General features: G+C 64.7%; 26 protein-coding genes and 2 tRNA genes. 8 read left to right on the plus strand and 20 right to left on the minus strand.

The annotated features are described in order from the left end of the window. Positions 1 to 261: 261 nt before the first annotated feature. From ACRDNQ_RS18360 to ACRDNQ_RS18370, 3 genes are all read right to left on the minus strand, one after another. Positions 262 to 1,146 (minus strand): ABC transporter permease, encoded by an 885-nt coding sequence (locus ACRDNQ_RS18360; RefSeq protein WP_431830165.1) that lies wholly within the window; start codon positions 1,144 to 1,146, stop codon positions 262 to 264. Beyond that, the gene (locus ACRDNQ_RS18365) at positions 1,143 to 1,946 is read right to left on the minus strand and encodes an ABC transporter ATP-binding protein (protein ID WP_431830166.1); all 804 of its coding nucleotides are present in this window, start codon (positions 1,944 to 1,946) and stop codon (positions 1,143 to 1,145) included. The genes ACRDNQ_RS18360 and ACRDNQ_RS18365 overlap by 4 nt, the downstream gene beginning before the upstream one ends. Positions 1,947 to 2,327: 381 nt before the next feature. Then, positions 2,328 to 2,870, minus strand: a complete 543-nt coding sequence (locus tag ACRDNQ_RS18370; RefSeq protein ID WP_431830167.1) for a MarR family winged helix-turn-helix transcriptional regulator — start codon at positions 2,868 to 2,870, stop codon at positions 2,328 to 2,330. An 82-nt stretch (positions 2,871 to 2,952) separates the two neighbouring features. Here ACRDNQ_RS18370 and ACRDNQ_RS18375 point away from each other — a divergent pair, with 82 nt between their 5' ends. Both ACRDNQ_RS18375 and ACRDNQ_RS18380 read left to right on the plus strand, forming a co-directional pair. Continuing rightward, positions 2,953 to 3,342: a RidA family protein gene (locus ACRDNQ_RS18375; RefSeq protein WP_431830168.1), complete on the plus strand. Its 390-nt coding sequence runs from the start codon at positions 2,953 to 2,955 to the stop codon at positions 3,340 to 3,342. 69 nt (positions 3,343 to 3,411) lie between these two features. Then, positions 3,412 to 4,440, plus strand: a complete 1,029-nt coding sequence (locus ACRDNQ_RS18380) for an ABC transporter substrate-binding protein (RefSeq protein WP_431830169.1) — start codon at positions 3,412 to 3,414, stop codon at positions 4,438 to 4,440. A gap of 281 nt (positions 4,441 to 4,721) precedes the next feature. Here ACRDNQ_RS18380 and ACRDNQ_RS18385 read toward each other — a convergent pair. The 14 genes from ACRDNQ_RS18385 to ACRDNQ_RS18450 form a co-directional block, all read right to left on the minus strand. Then, positions 4,722 to 4,796, minus strand: a tRNA-Phe gene (locus tag ACRDNQ_RS18385). 79 nt (positions 4,797 to 4,875) lie between these two features. Beyond that, positions 4,876 to 5,055 (minus strand): DNA gyrase inhibitor YacG, encoded by a 180-nt coding sequence (locus ACRDNQ_RS18390; RefSeq protein WP_431830170.1) that lies wholly within the window; start codon positions 5,053 to 5,055, stop codon positions 4,876 to 4,878. Further along, positions 5,052 to 6,086 (minus strand): ribonuclease E/G, encoded by a 1,035-nt coding sequence (locus tag ACRDNQ_RS18395; RefSeq protein WP_431830171.1) that lies wholly within the window; start codon positions 6,084 to 6,086, stop codon positions 5,052 to 5,054. The genes ACRDNQ_RS18390 and ACRDNQ_RS18395 overlap by 4 nt, the downstream gene beginning before the upstream one ends. Next, positions 6,083 to 6,664: a Maf family protein gene (locus tag ACRDNQ_RS18400; RefSeq protein ID WP_431830172.1), complete on the minus strand. Its 582-nt coding sequence runs from the start codon at positions 6,662 to 6,664 to the stop codon at positions 6,083 to 6,085. The genes ACRDNQ_RS18395 and ACRDNQ_RS18400 overlap by 4 nt, the downstream gene beginning before the upstream one ends. After that, positions 6,665 to 6,883, minus strand: a complete 219-nt coding sequence (gene infA, locus ACRDNQ_RS18405; RefSeq protein WP_007205486.1) for a translation initiation factor IF-1 — start codon at positions 6,881 to 6,883, stop codon at positions 6,665 to 6,667. Positions 6,884 to 6,961: 78 nt separating this feature from the next. Then, positions 6,962 to 7,849 (minus strand): carbon-nitrogen hydrolase family protein, encoded by an 888-nt coding sequence (locus tag ACRDNQ_RS18410; protein ID WP_431830173.1) that lies wholly within the window; start codon positions 7,847 to 7,849, stop codon positions 6,962 to 6,964. Then, the gene (locus ACRDNQ_RS18415) at positions 7,846 to 8,430 is read right to left on the minus strand and encodes a GNAT family N-acetyltransferase (RefSeq protein ID WP_431830174.1); all 585 of its coding nucleotides are present in this window, start codon (positions 8,428 to 8,430) and stop codon (positions 7,846 to 7,848) included. The genes ACRDNQ_RS18410 and ACRDNQ_RS18415 overlap by 4 nt, the downstream gene beginning before the upstream one ends. Further along, complete coding sequence (locus ACRDNQ_RS18420) at positions 8,430 to 8,828, minus strand: ketosteroid isomerase-related protein (RefSeq protein ID WP_431830175.1); 399 nt, start codon at positions 8,826 to 8,828, stop codon at positions 8,430 to 8,432. Before ACRDNQ_RS18420 ends, ACRDNQ_RS18415 begins: the two co-directional genes overlap by 1 nt. Before the next feature lie 33 nt (positions 8,829 to 8,861). Next, positions 8,862 to 9,332, minus strand: a complete 471-nt coding sequence (locus ACRDNQ_RS18425; RefSeq protein WP_431830203.1) for an arsenate-mycothiol transferase ArsC — start codon at positions 9,330 to 9,332, stop codon at positions 8,862 to 8,864. 4 nt (positions 9,333 to 9,336) lie between these two features. Then, positions 9,337 to 9,816, minus strand: coding sequence for a UPF0262 family protein (locus ACRDNQ_RS18430; RefSeq protein WP_431830176.1), 480 nt, complete (start codon positions 9,814 to 9,816; stop codon positions 9,337 to 9,339). Positions 9,817 to 9,954: 138 nt separating this feature from the next. Then, positions 9,955 to 11,256 (minus strand): histidinol dehydrogenase, encoded by a 1,302-nt coding sequence (hisD, locus tag ACRDNQ_RS18435; RefSeq protein WP_431830177.1) that lies wholly within the window; start codon positions 11,254 to 11,256, stop codon positions 9,955 to 9,957. 58 nt (positions 11,257 to 11,314) lie between these two features. Then, positions 11,315 to 11,791, minus strand: coding sequence for a DUF2948 family protein (locus ACRDNQ_RS18440; RefSeq protein WP_431830178.1), 477 nt, complete (start codon positions 11,789 to 11,791; stop codon positions 11,315 to 11,317). Beyond that, the gene (gene murA, locus ACRDNQ_RS18445; RefSeq protein ID WP_431830179.1) at positions 11,791 to 13,056 is read right to left on the minus strand and encodes a UDP-N-acetylglucosamine 1-carboxyvinyltransferase; all 1,266 of its coding nucleotides are present in this window, start codon (positions 13,054 to 13,056) and stop codon (positions 11,791 to 11,793) included. The genes ACRDNQ_RS18440 and murA overlap by 1 nt, the downstream gene beginning before the upstream one ends. 12 nt (positions 13,057 to 13,068) lie before the next feature. Then, positions 13,069 to 13,206 carry a hypothetical protein gene (locus tag ACRDNQ_RS18450; RefSeq protein WP_431830180.1) on the minus strand — a complete coding sequence of 46 codons (138 nt, stop codon included), beginning with the start codon at positions 13,204 to 13,206 and terminating at the stop codon, positions 13,069 to 13,071. A 116-nt stretch (positions 13,207 to 13,322) separates the two neighbouring features. Here ACRDNQ_RS18450 and ACRDNQ_RS18455 point away from each other — a divergent pair. Continuing rightward, positions 13,323 to 13,397 (plus strand) — tRNA-Thr (locus ACRDNQ_RS18455). Positions 13,398 to 13,821: 424 nt separating this feature from the next. On the opposite strand, the gene ACRDNQ_RS18460 is transcribed toward ACRDNQ_RS18455, so the two are convergent. Beyond that, positions 13,822 to 14,523 carry a GntR family transcriptional regulator gene (locus tag ACRDNQ_RS18460; protein ID WP_431830181.1) on the minus strand — a complete coding sequence of 234 codons (702 nt, stop codon included), beginning with the start codon at positions 14,521 to 14,523 and terminating at the stop codon, positions 13,822 to 13,824. Here ACRDNQ_RS18460 and ACRDNQ_RS18465 point away from each other — a divergent pair. The 5 genes from ACRDNQ_RS18465 (at position 14,522) to ACRDNQ_RS18485 (ending at position 19,678) form a co-directional block, all read left to right on the plus strand. Then, positions 14,522 to 15,391, plus strand: coding sequence for a citryl-CoA lyase (locus ACRDNQ_RS18465; RefSeq protein ID WP_431830182.1), 870 nt, complete (start codon positions 14,522 to 14,524; stop codon positions 15,389 to 15,391). The genes ACRDNQ_RS18460 and ACRDNQ_RS18465 overlap by 2 nt on opposite strands. Next, entirely contained in the window at positions 15,388 to 16,707 is a 1,320-nt protein-coding gene (locus ACRDNQ_RS18470; protein ID WP_431830183.1) for a phenylacetate--CoA ligase family protein, read from the plus strand. The genes ACRDNQ_RS18465 and ACRDNQ_RS18470 overlap by 4 nt, the downstream gene beginning before the upstream one ends. Before the next feature lie 40 nt (positions 16,708 to 16,747). After that, entirely contained in the window at positions 16,748 to 17,329 is a 582-nt protein-coding gene (locus tag ACRDNQ_RS18475; protein WP_431830204.1) for a VOC family protein, read from the plus strand. Positions 17,330 to 17,354: 25 nt separating this feature from the next. Beyond that, positions 17,355 to 18,029 (plus strand): glutathione S-transferase family protein, encoded by a 675-nt coding sequence (locus ACRDNQ_RS18480; protein WP_431830184.1) that lies wholly within the window; start codon positions 17,355 to 17,357, stop codon positions 18,027 to 18,029. Positions 18,030 to 18,412: 383 nt separating this feature from the next. Beyond that, the gene (locus ACRDNQ_RS18485) at positions 18,413 to 19,678 is read left to right on the plus strand and encodes a serine hydrolase domain-containing protein (protein ID WP_431830185.1); all 1,266 of its coding nucleotides are present in this window, start codon (positions 18,413 to 18,415) and stop codon (positions 19,676 to 19,678) included. A 352-nt stretch (positions 19,679 to 20,030) separates the two neighbouring features. On the opposite strand, the gene ACRDNQ_RS18490 is transcribed toward ACRDNQ_RS18485, so the two are convergent. After that, positions 20,031 to 20,834, minus strand: coding sequence for a bestrophin-like domain (locus tag ACRDNQ_RS18490; protein WP_431830186.1), 804 nt, complete (start codon positions 20,832 to 20,834; stop codon positions 20,031 to 20,033). A 214-nt stretch (positions 20,835 to 21,048) separates the two neighbouring features. Next, positions 21,049 to 22,593 carry a phospholipase D family protein gene (locus tag ACRDNQ_RS18495; protein ID WP_431830187.1) on the minus strand — a complete coding sequence of 515 codons (1,545 nt, stop codon included), beginning with the start codon at positions 22,591 to 22,593 and terminating at the stop codon, positions 21,049 to 21,051. Positions 22,594 to 22,599 lie beyond the last annotated feature (6 nt).

Consider the following 22,599-nt stretch of genomic DNA (forward strand, 5'->3'; position numbering starts at 1 on the left):
GCCTTTTATTGTCTTGGATCAATACAGTCCGAAGAATGTCCCACGTCGGCGCACGACGTCTCGACACCGGTTCGTGACGGGACAAGCCCATGGTCTGGCCCGGCGTCATCCAGTTCCCAAGGATCGCGGCCGCATCCTGCGGATAGCGGACACTCAGGCGAAGCGGACGAGAATATTGAACAGGGGCGAAGCGGCAGCTCCGCCCTTGTTCCCTAACTTCTACCCTTGCTCGCGGCTGTCTCGACGCCGCTTGCCTGCCGTCTATTCCGCGGGCTGCACCGAGGGGCTTTTGGTGAGCAGGTCGGCATAGCGGGTGCGTAGACGGCCCGACATGCGTTGCAGCAGGTCCGTGTGACGCCAATAGGCAACGCGCCGATCCGCGAAGGTTGCCGCAAAGTAAAGCAGCAACCCCATGACCGTCAGCATGATGAGGCAGGCGAAGGCTTGCGGCAAAAGCAGCTGGAAGCTGAACTTCTGAATAAGGACACCGAGGCCGACGCTGGCCGAGACGAACTCGCCCACGATCGCGCCGATCAGGGCCAGCGAGATCCCGGTCTTGAAGCCAGCCATGATGATCGGTGCGGCGCCGGGAAGCTGAAGATGGCGGAAGATCTGCCAGCGCGACGCGCGCATCGACTGGAACATCTCGAGGCTCTCTTCGTCGACATTCATCAGGCCCGTCAGCGAGTTGATGAAGATCGGGAAGAAGCAGATGATCGCGGCGATTGCGATCTTGGGCTCCATCCCGAACCCCAGCCAGGCCACGATGATGGGGGCAACGGCGATACGTGGGGTGACCTGAAGCGCCACCATGTAGGGCGACACGAGCCGCCGGAAGGTCGGATTGAGCGCGCTGACGATGGCGACGGACAGCCCGAACGTGGCGCCGAGGGTAAAGCCGAGGACGACCTCGGTCAGCGTGACGAAGAAGTGTTCCCAGATCAGGCCAAGCTCGATCGCAAGCTCCCACCAGGCGGCGATGACGGCGAAGGGCGACGGCAGGATCAGCGCCGAAACCCAGCCGTTGCGCACCGAAAGCTCCCACAGCGTGATGAACACGGCGAAGACGATGAGGTGTTGAAGCCAGCCCGGAATGCGCTTCGGCTTGGCGTCCTTCATCGGGATGTCGGTCAGCGACTCGCTCATATGAAGCCTCCCAGGGTGTCACGGATGTTGAAGACCAGATCATTGAATTCGGGTGTCTTGGTCATCTCGATGGTGCGCGGACGCTCGAGCGGGACGTCGACCGTCGCCGCAAGCCGCCCCGGCCGCGGCGTCATGACGAAAACCCGATCCGCAAGGAACACGGCTTCCTGGATGTTGTGCGTCACGAAGAGGACCGTTGCCTTCAGATCGCGCTGAAGCCGCAGAAGCTCAAGGTTGAGGCGCTCGCGCGTGAATTCGTCGAGCGCGCCGAACGGCTCATCCATAAGCAGGATGCTGGCGCCGGTGTTCAGCAGCCGCGCAAGAGCGACCCGCTGCTGCATCCCGCCCGAAAGTTGCCGCGGAAAGGCGACCTCGAAGCCTTCGAGCCCAACGAGCCGAATGAGTTCGATGGCCTTCTCGCGGTCCGCGCGGGTGACACCCGGACCAAGCGTCTTGGGAAGGAGCACGTTGTCGAGGACCGACTTCCAGTCAAGAAGCGTCGGCTTCTGAAACATCATGCCGACCTCGGCGCGAGGCCCGGTGACGGGCTTGCCAAAGACGCTGAGCTGTCCGCCGGTTGGTGTGATCAGACCGGACACGAGACGAAGAAGAGTCGACTTCCCGCAGCCCGATGGCCCGATCAGCGAGACGAACTCGCCTTCCCGGATCGTGAAGCTTGCATCGTCCAGCGCCACCACCGGCCCCGGAAAGGTCATGCCGGTGTTTCGCCCCTCGATCACGACACGAGCCGTCGCCTCGTTCGTCCGTGCGGCCGCCAGTGCGGTCACCTGTCTGGCCATTCGCGTCCACCTCCGATGGTCGTCATGGATGCTTGTCCGTCATGTCCCGCCTCAATCGAAACGCCGCACACCACAGCCCCGAAGAAGGCGTCCACTCCTTCCGCGACGTGCCGCTCACCTCAGCGCCACATGGCCGCTTGGATCGACGCAAGCCCCTAGTTTATGCTAACGATTGCACGTTACTTTTGCAGTATCTTAATGTCAAGGCAATCCCTCCGGGGTAAGGACAGGCAAGCGATCATTCGTCGACCCCCGCGATCGCCGGGACGATCGGCGCAACCGACTCCGTTGCAGCCACAAGATCCGGCGTCACCCGCTCGACATGCCTCTCGTGGCGGATCACACGCCCGACCGGAGGCCGCGCACGTCGGACTGTAATCCCTACGCGTCGTCGCGCCCGCCGCCAGAGGCCTCCATCAGGGCGAGCGTCCGGGCAAGCATCGCGTCAAGTGCGCGCAACTCGTCCCCACCAAGAACGCCAAAGACTTCCCAAAGATGCGCCTGATGGACTTCTATTGCGGCGTTCGCTGCATCAAGTCCTTTTTTTGTAAGGCGCACAAGCGATGCGCGTCCGTCCTCCAGGTCGGCTCTCCGCTCGACAAGGCCCATCTGCTCGACCCTGTCGATCCGGTTGGTCACGGCGCCGGACGTCAAAAGCGACTCGCGCAGAATATCCGTCGGCCGCATCTCGTAGGGCGGCCCCTGGCGGCGCAGGGTGGCGATCAGACTGAAGGCCTCCCAGGTCAGGCCTTCGGCTTCAAGCCACCCCTTCGTCCGGTTGCTCAGGTGGCTGGACAGCCTGTGAATTCGGGCAAAGACCCCAATGGGCAAAGGATCGAAATCGGGGCGCTCCCGGGCCCAGTCGGCAACCAGGTGGGTGACGGAGTCCTCTGGATCGGGCCGTGAAAGCTCAGATGGGATCATGCTGCATGCCCTCCGCGTTTATCTTGACATTAAGGTAACTGCTGCATATCGTGCAATCGTTAGCATGCGTTCGGAGGGGCCAATGGAACGATCCTATGTCAAGGGAGACTGGCAGCAGGGTCGGGCGTTCTCGCCGGCCGTCATCACCACCGGGCCGCAGAAGATCGTCTGGGTCGCCGGGCACGGAGGACTGAAGTCCGACGATGGCACGGTGCTCAAGGGCGACTTCGAAGCCCAGTGCCGGCAATGCTTCCGCAACCTCGAGCGGACCCTCGACCAGGCTGGGGCGACGCTGAAGGACATCGTGACGATGACCGTCTTCGTGACGGATGTGCGCTTCACGACCCCGATGACCCAGATTCGCACCGAGATTTTCGGTGACGACTTCCCGGCGAGCGCCGCAGTCACTGTGACCGGCTTCGCCGACCCCGCGATGCTGATCGAGATTCAGTGCATCGCCGTCATGGAATGACGCGGCCACGGCCTGCGTCGCACGTGTGTCGACCGGGGGAGGGTCGGCAACAACAGAGAGGGAAGTAGAATGAAACTCAGACATGGATTGGCGGCACTCGCTTTGTTCGCCGCGGCGGTTCCCGCAACCGCACAGGAACTCACGACGCTGAAGGTTCTCACCCCGGTGCCGCGAACGGCGTCGTGGTACCCGATCCTTGTAGGCGAAGCGCTGGGCTATTTCGAGGAGGCAGGGATCGTCATTGATCTTGTGCCGGGCGGCGACCTTCCGGCGACCGCGTTCCTCGAGAACGGGTCGGTCGACATCGCCAGCCTCGACGCACCCCAGGTCGTGCAGGCGCAGGCGCGCGGGATCGATCTCGATGTCGTGTACGAGGTCATGCACGGCGCCGTCGAAGGCGTGTTCGTCAAGGCCGACAACCCGGCGCAGTCGTTGTCCGAACTGGGCAACACGACCATCGGAATCGTCGGTGAAAGCGACCGCTCGCTTCTGGTGACCGCGCTTGACATCGCCGGTGTCCCGCTCGACTCGGTGCAGATCGTTGTCCTTGGCGAAAGCGCCCCGCTTCTTGCCAACTCGCTTGACAGCGGGCAGGTCGCGGGGATCGTCGGCGGCCCGTCGGACCTTGTTTCGCTCCGTTCGCAAGGCCTCGAGATCCGCAACCTTCTTCCAGAAGAGATCGGTGATCTGCCGGCCAACTCCTTCGCCATGCGCGCAGACCGCATCGAGGAACTGCGCCCGGTGATGGAAGGCTTCTTCCAGGCCTGGGGCAAGAGCGTCTACGCCGCCGAAGCCGATCCCGAGGTCGTCGCCGCGATCGCCAAGCAGGCGGTGCCCGAGAACTGGATACGCGAGGATCTGGGCCAGCTGCTGCTTGATGTCGGCTTCACGCTGCACAAGCCCGACAATGGCATCTACGGCGAACTGCGGAGCGGCGTCTGGACCAACCTGCAGGAGGACCTGATGACCGCCGGAGAGATCAGCCAGATGTATGACAATGCAACGTTCCTGAACGACGCCTACATCGCCTCGGCCAACGACTTCGACCGTGATGCGGTCGCTGCCGATCTCGCGGCGTGGAAAGCCGAAAACATGTGAATTCTCCCGTCCGGTTCCCCGGATAGTTCCTGGACGCCCCGTGGCTCTGCCCCGGGGCGTCATTTTTTTTGCGTGACCCTCGCTGCGGTCTCGACTCTGGCTTCATCGAGGTCTGCCCCGGCTCGGAGCGGTGATCTGATAGAAGTGATCGAATGACCGCTTGGCTGGGCGAAGCTGCCCTTCAATGATCCGCCATCGCAGCTCCTGCCGAAGGCCTTGCATTGAGGGAGTTGCGTGGATCCGCAAACACTACACGGAGCCACAGCGATATGGGGAACTCGTGGTGCCCGGGGGCGGAATCGAACCACCGACACGCGGATTTTCAATCCGCTGCTCTACCCCTGAGCTACCCGGGCACGGGTGAAGGCGAACCTTCAGGTCGCGGCGTTTTAGACGCGGGCGCGGGGGCTGTCCAGAGGGATCGGTGCGAAAACGTCAGTGCTTTGGCGGGGTCTCGCCATCGTCGCCGCCGGACTGGTCGTCGACCTCGACCGGATCGCCAGGGACGGCGTAGCCTCCGGTCAGCCATCGGCCCAGGTCAACGTCGGCGCAGCGGCGCGAACAGAACGGGCGATACGCCTTCGTCGCAGGCTTGCTGCAGATCGGGCAACTCATGGCAAGACCTCGGCAAGGGGAAGACGCGCGCGCTTGCGCTGCAACTCGAAGTGGCCAAGCGCCGTCCAGCCGGCGAGCACCGTCTCGTCGCCCTCGGCCCGGAAGGCGGCCTTAAGCGCCTGTTCGACACGATGGCGGTCGGCCCTTGGGAAGGGGGCGAAGTCAACCGTGATCGCGCCGCCAAGGCCGCGGCAGCGCAGCTCGCGCGGCAGGGCGCGCGCGGCGGCGATGTTGGCCTTGAGGCCCGCGGCGGGGCTTGTGTCGGGCCCGGTGTTGACGTCGACGGCGACAAGCGCCGCGGTGGGTTCGATCACCATGGAGGCCCCGCCCGGCAGCAGCGCCCGAGGGCGGCGCAGAGGGTCAAGCGCCTCGGTCACGCCAAGGCGCGCGAAGCTGTCCGGCCCCTCGTCCACCTCGTCCGCGCCACCCCAGTCGGACAGGGCAACCTCGTGTGGATCGGGGCCGTCGAGCAGAAGGTCCGCCGCGGGCCCCGCGGCATCCGACAGGATCGCCCGCGTGACTTCCGCGATGGACTGCGCATCGGCCAGAACGTCGGCCTCCGGCGCCGCTTCCGCAGCCGAACGCAGGATCAGGCCCACGTCCTCGGGCAGGTCGATGCCGGCGCCCAACGCCGCCAGCGCCGACCGCGCGTCGGCATCGGCGATCGCGCGCGACACGTTGCGCCCGGGCGCACCCGGCGTCGCGATGGCAAAGCGGCCCTTGATCGTCAGGCGGGTCGATACCGGGACGGCCTTGCCCTCACGGGCATAGCCGGTGACCTGCACCAGCAGCGGTTTGCCCGGGGCGATGCCCTTGGTCTGGCGCAGAAATCCCGTCCGCCCGTCGCCAAGGTCGATGAAGATCCCGCCCAGCCCCTTCACCTGACGCTGCGCGATCCCGCGCAGGATCGCGCCGGGGCGCAGCACCTCGCCCGGGGCGTCGATCAGGATATCCTCAAGCCGCCCGTCCACAAGCAGCGCAGCCGCGGCCCGACCGTCGATGTGGTCAAGAACGATCACCCGGCCCTTCATCGGACGCCCTCGAAGCCGGCGGCCCCAAGCAGGGCGGCGGTCTCGGCAAGCGGCAGACCGACGATGGCGGAATAGCTGCCGGACACCCACGGGATGAAGGCCTCGGCCAGCCCCTGGATGGCATATCCCCCGGCCTTGCCGTCCCATTCGCGCGAGGCGAGGTAACGGGCGATGTCGCCGTCGTCGAGCGTCTTCATGCGCACGGTCGACGTCACGTCGCGCCGCCAGATACGGTCGGGCGTACGCACGACGACGCAGGTGATGACGCGGTGACGGCGACCCGAGAGAAGCCCGAGGAAGGCGCGAGCCTCGTCCTCGTCCGCGGGCTTGCCAAGGATGCGGCGCCCCGCGGCGACCGTTGTATCGGCGGCGACAAGCACCTCGCCCTCGGCCAGCGGCACCGCCATCGCCTTGTCGAGGGCGATGCGGCGGCAGTAGGTCAGCGGGCGTTCTCCCGGCAGGGGCGTCTCGTCGGTTTCGGGAACCCGCACCTCGTCCGGCACAAGACCGATCTGTTGAAGAAGCGCGCGCCGCCGCGGGCTGCCCGAGCCCAGGATCAGCCGGGTCGGACGGGCCACTTACTTGAAACGATAGTTGATGCGGCCCTTCGTCAGGTCATAGGGCGTCATTTCGACCTGAACCTTGTCGCCGGCCAGAACACGGATGCGGTTCTTGCGCATCTTTCCTGCCGTGTGCGCGATGATCTCATGGCCGTTCTCGAGTTCGACCCGGAATGTCGCGTTGGGCAGGAGTTCCTTCACGACGCCGGGGAATTCGAGAAGTTCTTCCTTGGCCATGAGTTCTCCTTGGTTGCACACCCGGTGCTTCCGGGCGCGCCTTAAATGATCCCAAACCGCCGCCTTTTCAAGCCGGAATCAGCACAGGGCTTGGATTGCGACGTTGCGGGCTGGACCGGCCTGCATCGGCCAGTCGGAAGGATTGCTGACTTGGGCCACCGGCGCGGCGTGGTCGAAATCCGCCCGATCGACCGTGGCGAAGGTCCAGCCGGGGGTTTCGATCTGACCAAGCGCCACGATTCCCGTGGGCGGAAACCCTTCGTCCGGGGGGCAGAATACCCCCGCCGCGCCGACGTTGATGTCGATCAGCGCGCATTTCGGCGTGAACCCCGACAGGGGCGCCTGCACGGTGATGCAGCGCTGTTCCAAGGCGCGGGCCATCGCGCCGATCCGCACCCGCCAGTAGCCGGCCGTCTTCTCGGTCGCCGAGGGTATCAGGATCAGCCAGCACCCGGCCTCGGCCAAGGCGCGCGCCAGGATCGGGAATTCGCCGTCATAGCAGATCAGCACACCAATCCGACCGAAGGGCGTATCGAAGGCGGTCAAACCCGTGCCGCCCTGAAGGGCCAGATCGCGCCGCTCCCACGGGGTGGGCACGATCTTGTCCTGCTGTCCGACCGCGCCCGAGGGCAGGTGCAGCCGTGCGCGGTTCACATGGCCCGTGCCACAAGCCACGAGGTTCGAACCCGAAAGGATCGCGACCCCGTGGCGCGCGGCCAGGTCGGAATGCAGCGCGACCAGCGCCGGATCGGCGGCCGAGGTCAGTGCCAGCCAGTCCTTGGGGTCCTCGGGCGGGTCCGACAGCCCCGCCAGCGTCGCCTCGACGCCGGCGTATTCCGGAAAGACCAGAAGATCGGCCTGTCCGGCCGCTTCGGCCACCCAGGTGTCAAGCTTGGCGGCATAGGCCTCCCACGAGGGCAGCGCCTCGACTGGATAGGCGGCGGCGGCGATACGAAGCCTTGTCATAGGGCACGGGTCCAGAACTGAAGGGGTTTCTCGGTCTGCTCCGCCGCGCCGACGTCCTTCCAGCGGAAGTGCGCGACGGCGCCTGGCAGGGGGGCATAGCCGCGCTTGCGCCAGAAGCCATCCAGCGGGCGGTAGTCGATCGGACGCGCCGGGTGGTCGCCCGGGCGGATCACCGCGCAGAACGCGGCGTGCGAGCGGCCAAGCGCGCGGGCATGGGCCTCGCGCGCCTCGAAGAAGGCATGTCCCGCCCCCTGCCCCCGATACTCCGGCAGAAGCACGCTTTCGGCGCAGTAGAAGACCTGGCGCATCGGGACGTCCCAATCCGCAAGCGCGCGGCCGAAGTCGTCGGCGTGATCCTCCATCGGGGTGCCTGTCGCCGCGCCCACAAGGCGCGCGCCATCGAAAGCGCCGACCAGGATCGCGGCCCCGCTTTGCGCATAGGTCGACAGATAGCGCCTCTCATAGTCCAGATCACCATCGTAGAGATAGGGAAAGGCGCGGAAGACGGTGATGCGCAGTGTCGCCACGTCGTCAAGCGCGGCGGCAAGCGCCGCCCCCGTCAGCGTCCGCACATCGAGCATCAGGCCCCGACCTGCCGCAGCCAGTCGGCCATGTTGTAGTAGGTGGTCACCCGGGCGATCTTGCCGTCCCTGAGCGTAAAGAACGTTCCCACGGGCAGCACATAGGTCTGGCCCGCCGCCAGCGGCAGGCCTTCCTGCGTGGCCTTGTAGGTTCCGTGGATGGTGAACTCGGCGGCCGCGCGGGCACCGTCGTCGCCCATCAGGATCACAAGACCCTCGACGCGTTCCGCATAGGCGCGATCCATCTCGGCCAGGAACTCGGCGAAGGCCGCCTTGCCGTGCCGGATGCTGCCCTGGTTCACATGATGCTCGACGTCGTCGGTGAGAAGCGCCAGCATCCCTTCGGCGTCGCCGGTGTTGAAGGCGTCGAAGTAGCGTTGGATGAGATCACGGCTCATTGTCTTGTCCTTTCGCATTCGCAGGGCCCCCGGTCACGAGGCGGGATCGGATAGATCCCGGGGTGGCCCCCATTTTCCGGTCATCCGGGCGATGATCTGGTCGCGCGCCTGGCGGTAGCTCTGCATCTTGTCTTCGCGCGTCTCGCCCAGGCCGGTGGGATCGAGGATCGGCCAGTATTCCACCTCGAGATGGTTATAGCGGGTCAGTTCCTGCGCCCGGCGCTGCGCGGCTGGCGACAGCGCCACGATCAGGTCGAAGCTCGTCAGGTCGTCGCCCCATTCCTCCATCTGGTCAAAGGACCGCACCCGGTGCCGGGACAACTCGACCCCAAGCTCGGCACAAACGGCAATGGCGAAGCCGTCGATCTCCATGTCGCCCTTCACGCCGGCCGACTGCACATAGGTGTCCTGACCATAGAACTTCTTCATCATGCCTTCAGCCATGGGAGAGCGGACGGCATTGTGATCGCAACAGAAAAGCACCGATCCGGGCAGGTCTGCGATCACATCAACCCCCGAAGTGCAGCACGCAGATCAGCGTGAACAGCCGTCGTGCGGTGTCGGTGTCGACCTCGGCCTTGCCTTCGAGGCGCTCCTGCACGACGCGGGCGCCTTCGTTGTGGATCCCGCGGCGGGCCATGTCTATGGTTTCGATCTGGCTGGGGGGAAGCTTCTTGACCGCGTCGAAGTAGCTTTCGCAAATCTGGAAGTAATCCTTCACCACCTGGCGGAAGGGACCAAGCGACAGATGGAATTCGGCCGCGGGCTGGTCGTCCTCGGTGCGGATGTCGAAAACCAGACGCCGGTCCTTGATCGACAGCGATACGCGGTAGGGCCCCGCGGGGGGAGTGCGCCCGTCACGCACCGGCAGCGAGAAGCTGTTGTTCTCCAGAAGATCGAAGACGGCCACCCGCCGTTCCTGTTCGATTTCGGCGGTGGGCGGCGGCAGGCCGCTGTCGTCGATCCGGATGTCGCAGATGCGGGTCATGGCAAGGGGCTCCGCGCAGGCTTGCCCGTAGATGCCCGACCCACCCGGCCACCGCAAGGCACGATAAGGCCATCTGCGGGGACAGGCCGCCTGTGGCACGGCCCGCGACGGCAGTCATCGCACGCCCCGGTCACGTCGTCAGCCGTTCAGTCGGTCAAGCCGCGCGCGCACGCTGAGACCGTGCGCTTGCAGGCTTTCGCTGATCGCCAGCCGCTCGGCCGCGGGGCCGATCGCCGCAAGCGCGCCGGGGGTCATCTTCGAGACGGTCGTGCGCTTGAGGAAATCCATCACGCTCAGACCCGACGAAAACCGCGCGGACCGGGCGGTGGGCAGAACGTGGTTGGGCCCGCCGACATAGTCGCCGATCGCCTCGGGCGTCCACTTCCCAAGGAAGACCGCGCCGGCATGGGTGATCCGTGGCAGAAGCGCGTCGGGATCGGCGACGCAAAGTTCAAGGTGCTCGGGCGCGATGCGATCGCTCAGCGCCGCGGCCTCGTTCAGATCGCGCACGGTGATGACCGCGCCGAAATCGCGCCAGCTTGCCCCGGCGATGGCGCGACGATCGAGCGTGCGAAGCCGCGCCTCGACCGCCTCGGCCACGGCGCGCCCGAAGGCGGCGTCGGTGGTGATCAGGATCGACTGCGCGCTTTCGTCATGCTCGGCCTGGCTCAGCAGGTCCAGCGCGATCCAGTCGGGGTCGTTGTCGGCGTCGGCGATGACCAGAATCTCGGACGGGCCTGCGATCATGTCGATTCCGACCTTGCCGAAGACCTGACGCTTGGCGGCAGCGACATAGGCATTGCCGGGGCCGGTGATCTTGTCGACCGGCCGGATCGTGGCCGTGCCATAGGCCAGCGCCGCCACCGCCTGCGCGCCACCGATGCGATAGATCTCGTCCACCCCGGCGACGCGGCAGGCAAGAAGGACCAGCGGATTGATCGTCCCATCCGGTGTCGGCACGGTGACGACAAGCCGACCCACCCCGGCGACCTTCGCCGGGATCGCGTTCATCAGGACCGACGAGGGGTACGAGGCAAGTCCGCCCGGCACGTAAAGCCCCGCCGCCGAGACCGGGCCCCAGCGCCAGCCCAGCATCGCGCCCGATTTGTCGGTCCAGCTTTCGTCCGTTGGCATCTGCCGGTCGTGATAGTCCCGGATGCGCCCGGCCGCGAGGGCAAGCGCGGCACGCTCGTCGTCCGGGACGACGGCGACGGCGGCATCAATTTCGGCGTCCGTGATGGCAAGCCGATCGGGCGTCAGCGAAACCCGGTCGAAGCGTTCGGTCAATTCGACCACGGCGGCGTCGCCGCGCGCGCGCACGTCGGCGATGATGCGCGCCACGACTTCGCCCACCTCGGGCGCTTCCTCACGCTTCATGGTCAGGAGGGCGGCGAAGCTGGATTCGAAATCGGCGGCGTCGGTCGACAGGAACTGGGGCATGGCGAACTCCTTGGCCGGCACATAGCGTCCGGCGCGCCGGGTCACAAGCGAGGGCGGTTCAGGTGTGCCTTGGCGCCTTGCCGGATGGGGCCACGTAGGGCCGCGTCACGTCGCGCAGGACCACTTCCAGCGCCTCGACCTCGATCCCGACCGCGCCATCGCCCGCAAGCGTCAGCACGACACGGCCGGTGCCGTCCTCGCCCGCCTCGAAGTCGATCGCAAGCAACGACAGGATGGTGTCCGCGTCGCCGCGTTCCACACCTTGCGAGCCCACGCGCTGGACGTCCTCGACCGCAAGCACCGACTGCACCCGTTCGTAGGGGCGGCGCCGCGCTTCGGCGCCTGTGGTGTCCTCCCACCGGAAGCGGTTCAGAAGGATCGCGAAGCGCCGGTGCCGCCGGTCCCAGGTCATCTCGGACGACGGGAAGACCGCGTCCTGCACAAGGCTCGAGATCACCTTCAGATCTTCGGAATCGAGCGCCCGAAGCCGCAGCGGCCCTTCGGCCGCATCTTCGAAGCGCGCGTCCTCGACCATCAGCCGCTGATCCTTTCGATGCTGGCCCCGCAGGCGCCAAGCTTTTCCTCGACCCGCTCGTAGCCGCGATCAAGATGATAGACGCGATTCACCACGGTCTCGCCCTCGGCCGCAAGGCCCGCAAGGATCAGGCTGACGCTCGCCCTCAGGTCTGTCGCCATGACCGGCGCGCCCTTCAGCCGCTCGACCCCGGTGACGGTGGCGGTGCCGCCATGCACGGCGATCTTCGCGCCCATGCGCTGCAACTCCGGCGCATGCATGAAGCGGTTCTCGAAGATCCGCTCTTCAAGGACGCTGGTGCCGTCGGCGGTGCACAGAAGCGCCATCATCTGCGCCTGAAGATCGGTCGGAAACCCCGGGAATGGCGCGGTTTCCACGTCGACCGCGCGAATGCGCCCGTTCCGCCGCGCCACCTTAAGACCGCGCGGCGTCTCTTCCACGCTGACCCCGGCCGCGTCGAGCCGCTCGGCGAAGGCCGACACAAGGTCAAGCCGCCCGCCGATGCACTCGACCTCGCCGCCGGCCACGGCGGGGGCGATCATGTAGGTTCCAAGCTCGATCCGGTCGGTCACGACGGGGTGGGTGGCGCCGGTCAGGCGATCGACGCCCTCGATCGTGATCGTGCCGGTTCCCGCACCGTCGATCCGCGCCCCCATCTTCGACAGGCAGGCGGCAAGGTCCACGATCTCGGGCTCGCGCGCGGCGTTCTTCAGAACCGTGGTCCCGCGGGCGAGCACCGCCGCCATCAGCACGTTCTCCGTCGCGCCGACCGAGACGAAGGGGAAGTCGACGACCGCGCCCTTCAGCCCGCCAGGCGCCTTGGCGTGGACGTAGCCCTCGCGCAGATCAAGCTCGGCCCCCAGCGCCTCGAGCCCCTTGAGGTGCAGGTCGACCGGTCGCGCCCCGATCGCGCAGCCGCCCGGAAGCGACACGACCGCATGGCCGTAACGCGCCACCAGCGGCCCCAGGACAAGGATCGAGGCGCGCATCTTGCGCACGATGTCATAGTCGGCCACGTGGCTGGTCAGGTCATGCGACGACAACGCCAGCACACGGCCGTCCTGCAAGGCCGAGACCTCGGCGCCCAGCGATTGCAGAAGCTGTGTCATGGTCCGGATGTCCGACAGCCGCGGCGCGTTCGTCAGCGTCAGCGGCTCGTCCGACAGAAGCGTCGCCGGCATGAGCGCGAGACACGCGTTCTTCGCGCCCGCGATGGGGATCTCGCCGCGAAGCTCGGCCCCGCCTTTCACCAGAATGCTGTCCATGCCTGCCCTGCCTCACTCCTTGGGGCCGGCGTCTCGGGCGCGCGTCCGTGCCTTGCGTTTGGCAAGGTTCGCCTTCAGCGCCGCCTTCAGCCGTTGCTTCCGGTCCTCGCCTCGCTTCGCCGCGGCCTTCCTGCCGGTCTTTTTCTCCATGCCGGCCTCCATAGCGGAACGCCGGGTGCCGGTCCAGATTGCGCTTGCGTCATGCCCCGATTGGCTCTATTGCCCCGCCACGCCGATTTGGCCCCCACGCGGCCTTGGTCCGGTCCGCTGCCGTAGCTCAGTGGTAGAGCACTCCCTTGGTAAGGGAGAGGTCGAGAGTTCAATCCTCTCCGGCAGCACCACCAAATCCATCACTTAGCGACTCGGTGCCTGTACCCGGGTCCCGATTGGCGCCCGTTTCAGTTCAGGATTTGCGTGTGAAGGCCTCCACAACGGACTTCTGATGGTGCGGGGAATATGCTCTCGTCCCTCGAAGCACCTTGGCCCCGGGCTAACCAAGCGACCGGCCGATGGCCCTCCAAAGCGGGATGCCATCTTCGAGCTTGCCACGAGGAAAGCAGAGCGAGACATTGCCGGGAAGACTGACGCTTGAGACGGCCCGATGGCTCAGTGCTGCAGCCGAGTGTTCCACATGATCGGCAGGTTCGTCCCGCACTCCGGACCCATTTCGTCCCCGACTCCATTTGGTCCACGGAGGTGCAGCCGGTTGAGGTGTGGCTTGCCCCCACCAAGTGGCGGCTTCGGTTGGGACCCAGGAGAGAACGGCTAATTTTCCGCTGACTCACCCTCGTCTTTCGCCAATCTTTTCTCTTCGGGTCTGAACATCCTCTCCGGTGCCTGGTCGACAAACTGCGTCGCGCGGTCGAGGTGTTGACGGATCTCGGCCTCAGCCATCGCTGGATCTTCGCGCAGGATCGCCGCTGCAACGGCGCGGTGTTCCCTTTGCGAAAGCGCCAGCATGTCGGGCGTCATCGCCGCCCGCAACTGCGACATGATCAGGGATAGGCGCAGTTTCCTGGCAAGATCCAGAAGCGTATCGTTGCCGGCAGCGACGAAGATCGCGCGATGGAAGGCCTCGTTCTCGGAGATGTACTCCATCGCACCGGACAACTGAGGCCCGGACAGAAGTGGGGTCACGCTCGCCTCGAATGCCTGCGCGACGCCGGGCGTGCCCATCCGGCTCGCCGCTCTGCGCGCGGCCAGAACCTCGAGTTCGGTCCGGATCTCGAAGAGTTCCAACGCTTCGCGCTTGGTGAGGCGCCTTACCTCGGCACCACGGTTCGGGACCAGTTCGATCGCCCCTTCCGCCGCGAGGTGGCGAAACGCCTCGCGCAACAAGGCCCGGCTGATTCCGAATTCCTGGGTCAGGTCGGCCTCGACGAGGCGCTGCCCGGATACCAGCGCCGCGCTTTCGATGCGGGCATCGAGTTCTGCCACCAGGGTTGCCAGTTTGCCCTTCGCCGCCATGAACGGTCCCTTGAAAAAGCGCGCACGTGCTGTCCAAATGCGCTTGACTGGATCGATTGTCAGACAATATTGTTTGGCAATCAAGGGGGGAATGATGAAAATCGGCAAACAGGGGCGGGCCGTCACCTCGATCTCGACGGCGGACGCCGACAGCATAACGGTGCGCGGGCACGACCTTGCGTCGGAGCTTATGGGGCATATCGGCTTCACCGAGTATTTCTTCCTTCTGACGACCGGAAGGAAGCCGACAGAAGATCAGCGGTTCTTCCTTGATCTGTTGCTCGTGTCGATCGCCGAGCATGGCCTGGTTCCGACCAACCAGGTTGCGCGAATGACCCACGCCGCCGATCCGGATTTCCTGCATGGCGCGGTGGCCGCGGGGCTGCTGGGCTGCGGAAAAGTGATCCTGGGCACGACCGAGGTGGCCGGTCAATTCCTTATCGAGGCGCAGAAGCGGATCGAAACGGAAGGGCTGAGTACCGACGATATCGTTTCGCAGGCGCAGGACGCCGGGCAACGTCTTCCGGGATTTGGCCACCCGCTTCACAAGCCTGTTGACCCGAGGGCGCAGCGCATCCTCGAACTTGCGGACGAACGCGGCCTGACTGGGCCCCATGTCAGCCTAGCGCGCGCGCTCGAAAGCTCGGTCAACCGCATATGGCGCAAGCCGCTGCCGATGAACGTCTCGATGGCCATTCCGGCAGTCCTGCTCGACCTCGACTTCCCGCCTTCCGTGCTCAAGGGCATTCCGATCCTCGCCCGCACGGCAAGCTTGCTGGCGCATCTGGCCGAGGAGGTGGAAACGCCCATCGGCTTCGTCCTGGCGCATCACGCCGAAGAGGCGATCACCTACGAGCCGAAGACATGACGATGCACGCCCCCGCCATCGAGATGGCGCCCTGGGCCGATCAGGCGAGCCGGGACGACGCCGCCTACCGGGCCCAGATCGCCTATCTGTTCAGGAACTCGGCTTTCTACCGCGACCGGCTGCGGAATGCCGGCTTCGCGACCCCGGAAGACGCGGGCGGGCTCGACGCGATCACGGCGCTGCCCTTTACCGAGAAGGACGACCTGCGCGCGACCCGGGACGAGGCGCATCCGATCGGAACGCATCTGGCTGCACCGATGTCGGACATCGTGCGCGTCTATTCCACCAGCGGAACCACCGGCGCGCCCAGCTTCATCCCGCTCACGCGGTCCGACCTTGAAGACTGGATCGAGATCTCGCAGCGCTCCTACGCCGCCTCCGGCGTTGTCGCCGGAGAACGGATGGTGTCGACCTACAATGCCGGCCCCTTCGTCGCGGGGGTCACGCTTGACGCCTTCGCGCGCCTCGGTCTGTGCCATATCCCGGTCGGTGCCGGGAACACGGAACGGCTGATGGCAGCGGTGCAACTGCTGAAGCCGACGGTTCTGGGCTGCACGCCCTCGTATGCGCTGCACCTTGCCGAATGGGCGGCAGACCGTGGCATCGACACGGCGGCCTCGTCGGTGGCAAGGATCCTTGTCGCCGGAGAACCCGGCGGCGGCGAGCCGGCCATGCGGGCGCGCCTGCAAGAGGCGTGGGGCGCGAGCGTCACGGAAGCCATGGGGATTGGGGATATCTCGGTATCGCTCTGGGGCGAGTGTCCGCACCGGGACGGCATGCACTTTTCAGGTCGCGGCCTAGTGCATTTCGAATTGATCGACCCCGAGACCGGCACGACCGTCGCCATCCAAGACGGAGCCGAGGGCGAATTGGTCTATACCCATCTGAGGCACCGGGCAGCGCCCCTCTTGCGGTTCCGGTCGCGCGACCGGGTGCGCATCACTACGACACCCTGCGCCTGCGGCCGCACCGCGCCCCGCGTTCGCTGCATCGGGCGAACCGATGACCTGCTGATCGTGCGCGGCGTGAACGTCTTTCCGACGGCCATACGCGAAGTCGTTGGCGACTTCGGTGACGCGGTGAGCGGTGTCATATCGGTCCGCCCGCGGGCGAAAGGGGTGAAACAGGCACCGCCCCTGCCTGTCCGGGTTGAACTGGCCGAGGGCGTGGCAGGCGGACAGGAACTTGCGGACCGGCTTCGTCAGCGCATCCGCGACAAGCTGGTCGTCACCACCGATATCGAACTGGTCCCGTGGGGAACGCTGCCGCGATCCGACTACAAGTCGAAGCTCGTCGACTGGTCGGCCGCGACGTGAGGAAACGGAAGGGAGGATAACCATGCCGGACAAGAACGCCATCAGGAAGATCCAGGTTCAGGGCGTGCACCACATCACCATCGTGGGCGCAGACCGCCAGACATCGATCGATTTCTGGGAGGGCATCCTCGGGATGCCTTTCATCTTCGATCAGCCCAACCTCGACAACCCAAGGGAAGGCCACATCTACTTCGACCCCGGCGACGGGCGGCTGATCACGATCTTCACGAACGAAGACCGCAAGCCCGACCCGACCCGCACATCGACCGAGCAGGGCTCGGTCCATCACCTCGCCTTCAGCGTCAGCCAGGCGACGTTCCGTCAGGTCGTGAAAAGGCTGGATGACCGCGGGATCAAGCATTCCGGCCCCAAGGATCGCGGCTTCATGGACTCGATCTATTTCGAGGATCCGCTCGGGCTTCTGATCGAACTGGCCTCGTACCGGTTCGAGCCGCCCGAAGGATGCCGCCACGCCGATGTCATGATCGAAGCGCACCGCATCCGCGTCGCGCGCGGCGACTACAACATCCAGGAAGAACACCTGGCCGACGCCATCGAACGTCTTGTCGAACGCTCGCAGCAATCGCTGTCTGCCGACCGTTCGCCACGTAACCCCTACTGACCCAAGATATCACAGGAAAACTCTGATGAAACTGCACATGCACCCCGCTTCGATCACCAGCCGCCCGGTCCGCCTGTTCATGGCCGAGAAGGGGATCGAGGCCGAAGAGGTCATCGTTGACCTCATGACCGGCGCACACCACCAGGAGCCGTTCGCAAGCTTCAACCCGAACCGGCTGGTTCCGGTCCTGGTAGACGGCGACCTGAAGCTGACGGAAAGCTCTGCCATCCTGAAATATCTTGCCGACAAGTTCGACCTGCCGGAATACCCGAAAGACTTGAAGGCCCGCGCCCGGGTCAACGAGATGATGGATTGGATCAACACCAATTTCTATCGCGACTGGGGCTACAACCTTTGTTATCCGCAGCTGTTCCCGCACCATCAGCGTCCGACAGCCGAAGGCCAGGACGTCACCGTTCGCTGGGGGAGCGACAAGAGCAAGTTCTGGCTGCAGGTCCTGAATGACTATTGGCTTGGCGATGGACGCACCTGGCTGACCGGCGACCAAATCACGATCGCGGATTACTTCGCCGCGTCCGTTGTCGCGCTTGGCGACATGATCCGCTACGATTTTTCCGCCTATCCGAACGTCTCGGCCTGGCTTTCGCGCATGAAGGCGCTGCCGAACTGGGGGCCCGTCAGCGCAGCGCTTGATGGTTTCGCGGGATCGCTGGCGGACAAGAAGTTCGTCTCGGCTTGAGACCCACCGGACGAACCAGCTTCCACGCTGGTTCGTCCGAACTCGGATATGCCGGTTCTGCCGGGGGGGGGGCGAACGGATTGGCTCCGTCGAGCCTTTGCAAAGGGCTGACACACCCCGTCAGGCAGGTCCTAGCGTGTGTCTGACTTGACCGCGAACCGGCGCGCGCGGTTGACCTGGCCCAAGTCCGCTTCGCCCGACGAAGCCGCCATTTCAGCGAAACACTCGGATGTCTCCGATGCGCCGAAAGCGGACATGGGCGGTGTCGGGAGTCGTCATGTCCACCATGCAATGCTAGCCTGGTAGCCAGACCCGCGCGAGCCCAACCTTTCACTTCTGGTGCGGCAGCTCACGAAGACAGTGTTGGAAAGGCGACTACTGCCATGGCGATCTCCGAACCCTTCGATACCGCAACTCATCTGGAGCTTGGTCTTATGCAGGGGTTTCCCCCGCCTGCCGGGAAGCGGGTGGATCGCTTCAATGGTGTGTGGGAGCCGCCCTACAACCGATGGGCCTACCAGAATATGCGGCGGATCTGGCCGACAGCACCTGTGCGGCCCAGCGATGCCGGAACGGCGCTGAGGCGCGAGATCGACGCCGACATCGGCAGCCTGTCGGTTCGGCGCAAGGATGGCTCACTCGCTGATTTCGAGTGCTTCCTGCGGCAGACATTCACAGACAGCCTGATCGTGGTTCACAAGGACAGGGTCGTCTACGAGCGTTACCTCAATGGCATGACGCCGGACACGCCGCACATCATGTTCAGCTGCACCAAGTCCTTCGTCGGCCTCTTCGCTTTGATGGCGATCGAAGAAGGGCTGGTCACGCGGGACACCCCGATCGTGGACATCATACCGGAACTGGACAACGGATCGGGTTTTTCCGATGCTACCTTCGGTCAGGTCCTCGACATGACGGCATCGCTGAAATTCAGTGAGTACTATGCCGACCCCGACGCAGAGTTCCACGATTACGTCGCGGTTCTAGGGGCCGGCATCAAGGCGGTCGATTGGGACGGACCACAGAGCCTCTATGACTATGCCAGCACACTGACGAAGCTCGAGGGGCGCGCGCATGGGTCGGTGTTCGAGTACCAGACGCCGCAGGCCGATGTCCTGAACTGGGCGGTCAGTCGACTGTTCGGTCAGAATTTTGTGACCCTGCTGGAAAGCCGCCTGTGGTCCAGGCTCGGCATGACCGGCGAGGCCTATGTCCTTCTGGATGCCGCGGGCAACCTCTTCGCCGGGGGTGGGCTGAACGCCACGGCCGAGGACATGGCGCGCTTTGCCGCGGCAATGCTCCGGAATGGCCGCGTGGGCGGTGACCAGATCATCCCCGAAGCGGTGATCGACACGCTTTCGCAAGGGGGGTCCACCGAAGCCTTCCTGAGGGGCCCGAGTGCGGAAGAAGACATGGCAAATGGCCATTGGAGCTATTGCGCACAATGGTGGATCAGAAACACGCCCGGGTCAGAAGCGATCATCGCGCTCGGGGTGAACGGCCAATGGATCTACATTGACCGAAACAGGGAGGTTGCGGTCATCAAGCAATCAAGCCAGCCGGAAGCGGACAGCTGGTACTTTCACGACTATACGTGCAACGCGATGGACGTCCTGGTTCGGCATGTAGCGGGCGAGCACGTGACATAGGGAGCAGGAGGACGTTGGCCGCGAGCGTCGGCTCCGTCCGCAGAGCGGACCTCGGCGGTGATTTGCTAGAGGTCCGCATTGCCCGACGACGCGGTCATCCGAGCGAATTGGTCGGATGACTCGCGATAGCCCGTTGCAGATCCCCGGCAACGATGGATTCACACATGCTTCTTTGAGTCCATCGGAACGTGGACTGCATCATGGCAGGGCTTGCGTCGTTGTCCAAGTAAGTGGTCGCAGGGGAACCGTCGCCGCATCCGGTTAGCGGTTGCAACAGAGGCCATCGTCGCGGCGAGCGCCCCCATCGCGTCGTTGGCGCACGGCAGCCGCCATGGCGGCATTGCATTACTGATCAACGACGGGAATCGATTTCCGGAGACCCTGTGAAACCTTCGATGGTCCAATAGTACGGTTCCAGATCCGTACGGTAGTTCCCCAGTCGCGCCGTGCCCATGTCGAGGATCTGGACCAGTACTGCGGCCCAGAGCAGACTCATCAGCAGCGCAAGTGGTCGGTTGGGCCGGCCGATCAGGCCAAGTTGCCACCCGAGCGCGAACATTCCGATCATCGTAAACGCAAGGACCAGCCAGATCATCTTGTCGGGCAGGTTGAGCGCCACTGCAAAGCGCTGGGCCGTCGTCATGTCGAATGCGTGGTTGACTGCATTCATGAGAGAAGAGGTCGTTGTTTCGCGACGCTCGCGGACAAGGACGGAGACGTGCTCCCAGATCTCCGCCTGCAGCTGCGCGGTCCGCACCGAGAGTGCCTGCACAGTTTCGGACCCGCGTTCGGCCTCGACGTAGGAAATCCGTACGGCGATGTATTCTTCGAGAAGCTCCGCGATGTCATCGGCGCTTGGGTCGCCCAGCGCCCGCGCCTGCAACCAGGCCGTTCCGATCGCATTTGCTTCCTCGACCGCACCGGCCCGTCGCTCAACGTAGCGAGAGGACGCCGTTGAAAGGGTCAGAGCCAGCACGAAGGCAAGGAGCCCGAGGATGCTGCCGACAATGACCGCGACCCCTTCGTTGGTAACACCGGCCTGTGCGCTTCTGACCCCGAAATGTGTGCCGATCTCTCGGACGACCACCTGCAACACAAACAGAAAGAACCCAAATCCGAGGAGGCTCCACTCCGCAAGATCAGCGATCAGTGACAAGTATCCACCTTCTCTGGATGTCTATGGTGCAGCCACGCCTTAGGTATGGTCGTCGAACAGACGTGTCTTGTCCACGCTCGGGTCCCTTCTGTCCTCGACTGCAAACACACCAACTCAGGTCGCGAAACCACCTCGGAGAGCGGGTTCATTCCGCTCGCGCCTCGATGGACGAGCATCACCACCGTATTCGGACGGGTGCCCGCGACCGTTTTCGTCACAGCATCCATTCGACCGGAAGCCACGAGACGACCTTCGCCATGCCTCTCTTGAAAGCGCCTGTTTCCGGATCGACATCGTAGCGCCGGTCGTTGCCGTCGGCGGTCTGCTCGACCCACACAAGGCTGCCGTCCTCTCCCCGTTCGACGCGGTAGGCGAATGTCGGGTTGTCGAGTTGCGCGGACAGCGAGGCGGCGATCGAGGGGCTTTCCACGAGAAGGCCCATCTCGGTGTTGAGCCGTGCCGAGCGCGGATCGAGATTGTAGGAACCAATGAAGATCCGCGTGCCGTCGAATCCGAAGACCTTCGCATGAAGCCCGGATGCAGAGCCGGCGAGCATCTCGGGCAAGCTGCGCTCGAGGTGTTCCTCTCGCATGGCCTTTTGTTCGAAGAGTTCGACACCGCTGTCGATCAGACCTTCGCGATACCCCATGTAAGCGGCATGCACAGGCATTACGTCCGTCGCATCGAGCGAGTTCGTCAGGATACGGATTCGAATGCCATTTCGTGCCAGTCTCTCGAGAACCTCGGCACCTCGCGGTCCGGGGATGAAGTAGGCCGACACGAGGTCCATGGAGCTCTTGGATTCCTCCGCCAGCGCGATGAGCTTCTCCACGACAATCTGGTCATCCGTCGCCAATCCAAGTCCTTTCGATGGATCATCGACGTAGAGCGTTGCCTGCCCCCATTCCAAGGGCACATCACGCGCCTCGATCCTTCGGGCAAGCGCATTGTCTTCGATGGCCTTTTGATAGCCCACCCCAAGCGCCGTGGTGCGTGCTTCGGCAGCCGCGGCGGCGATTCCGTCTTGGGAGGCCGGCGCAAGAATGCGATCCGCGGCGTAGGCCGAGCCGCTGTTCCAATACGCATCGAACGAGGCAGCGACCTCTTCGACGATCGGCCCAACGGCCAGTGCATCGACGTCGAAGTAATGCGTTCCGTCGCCGTACTCGAAATAGATGTCTCCGATGTTGCGACCGCCCACGAGGGTGATGACGCCATCGACGGTCATCGACTTGTTGTGCATGCGGCGGTTGAGGCGTGAGAAATCGAAGACGTAAGACAGGAGCTTCGGGTTGCGCAGAGTGAAGGGATTGAAGATCCGGACCTCGGCGGTGGGCATTGCATCCAACTCGGCCAACAGGTCATCCAGGCCCGGAATGCCGTTGTCGTCGACCAGCAACCGAACACGAACGCCGCGGTCAGCCGCCATGCGCAGCTCGTCGAGCAGCATCAGACCGGTCGTGTCGTCTTGCCAGATGTAGTACTGCGCATCGATCGATGAAACCGCCTCGCGGGCGAGAACGGCCCTTGCCGCGAAAGCCGCAAGGCCATCCGCCAGTGGCCGGATGCCATTAAGGTCCGGGTGCTGTTCCAACGCCCTACGCGCGGCCTGCCCGAGTGACCCGTCCCAGTCAGGCGGAAGGCTTTCCACCCGCTCAGCGAAGTTCTCCTTGGGCAGTGGGAAGGCCAGTCTGAGACCGAAGATCCCCAGAACCACAACCAAGACTGCGACGAGAACAAAGATCATCAGGCTTTTCATGTCTTC

It is taken from the genome of Saliniferula longa (assembly GCF_050789285.1).
Classification (GTDB): Bacteria; Pseudomonadota; Alphaproteobacteria; order Rhodobacterales; family Rhodobacteraceae; genus CAVPWP01.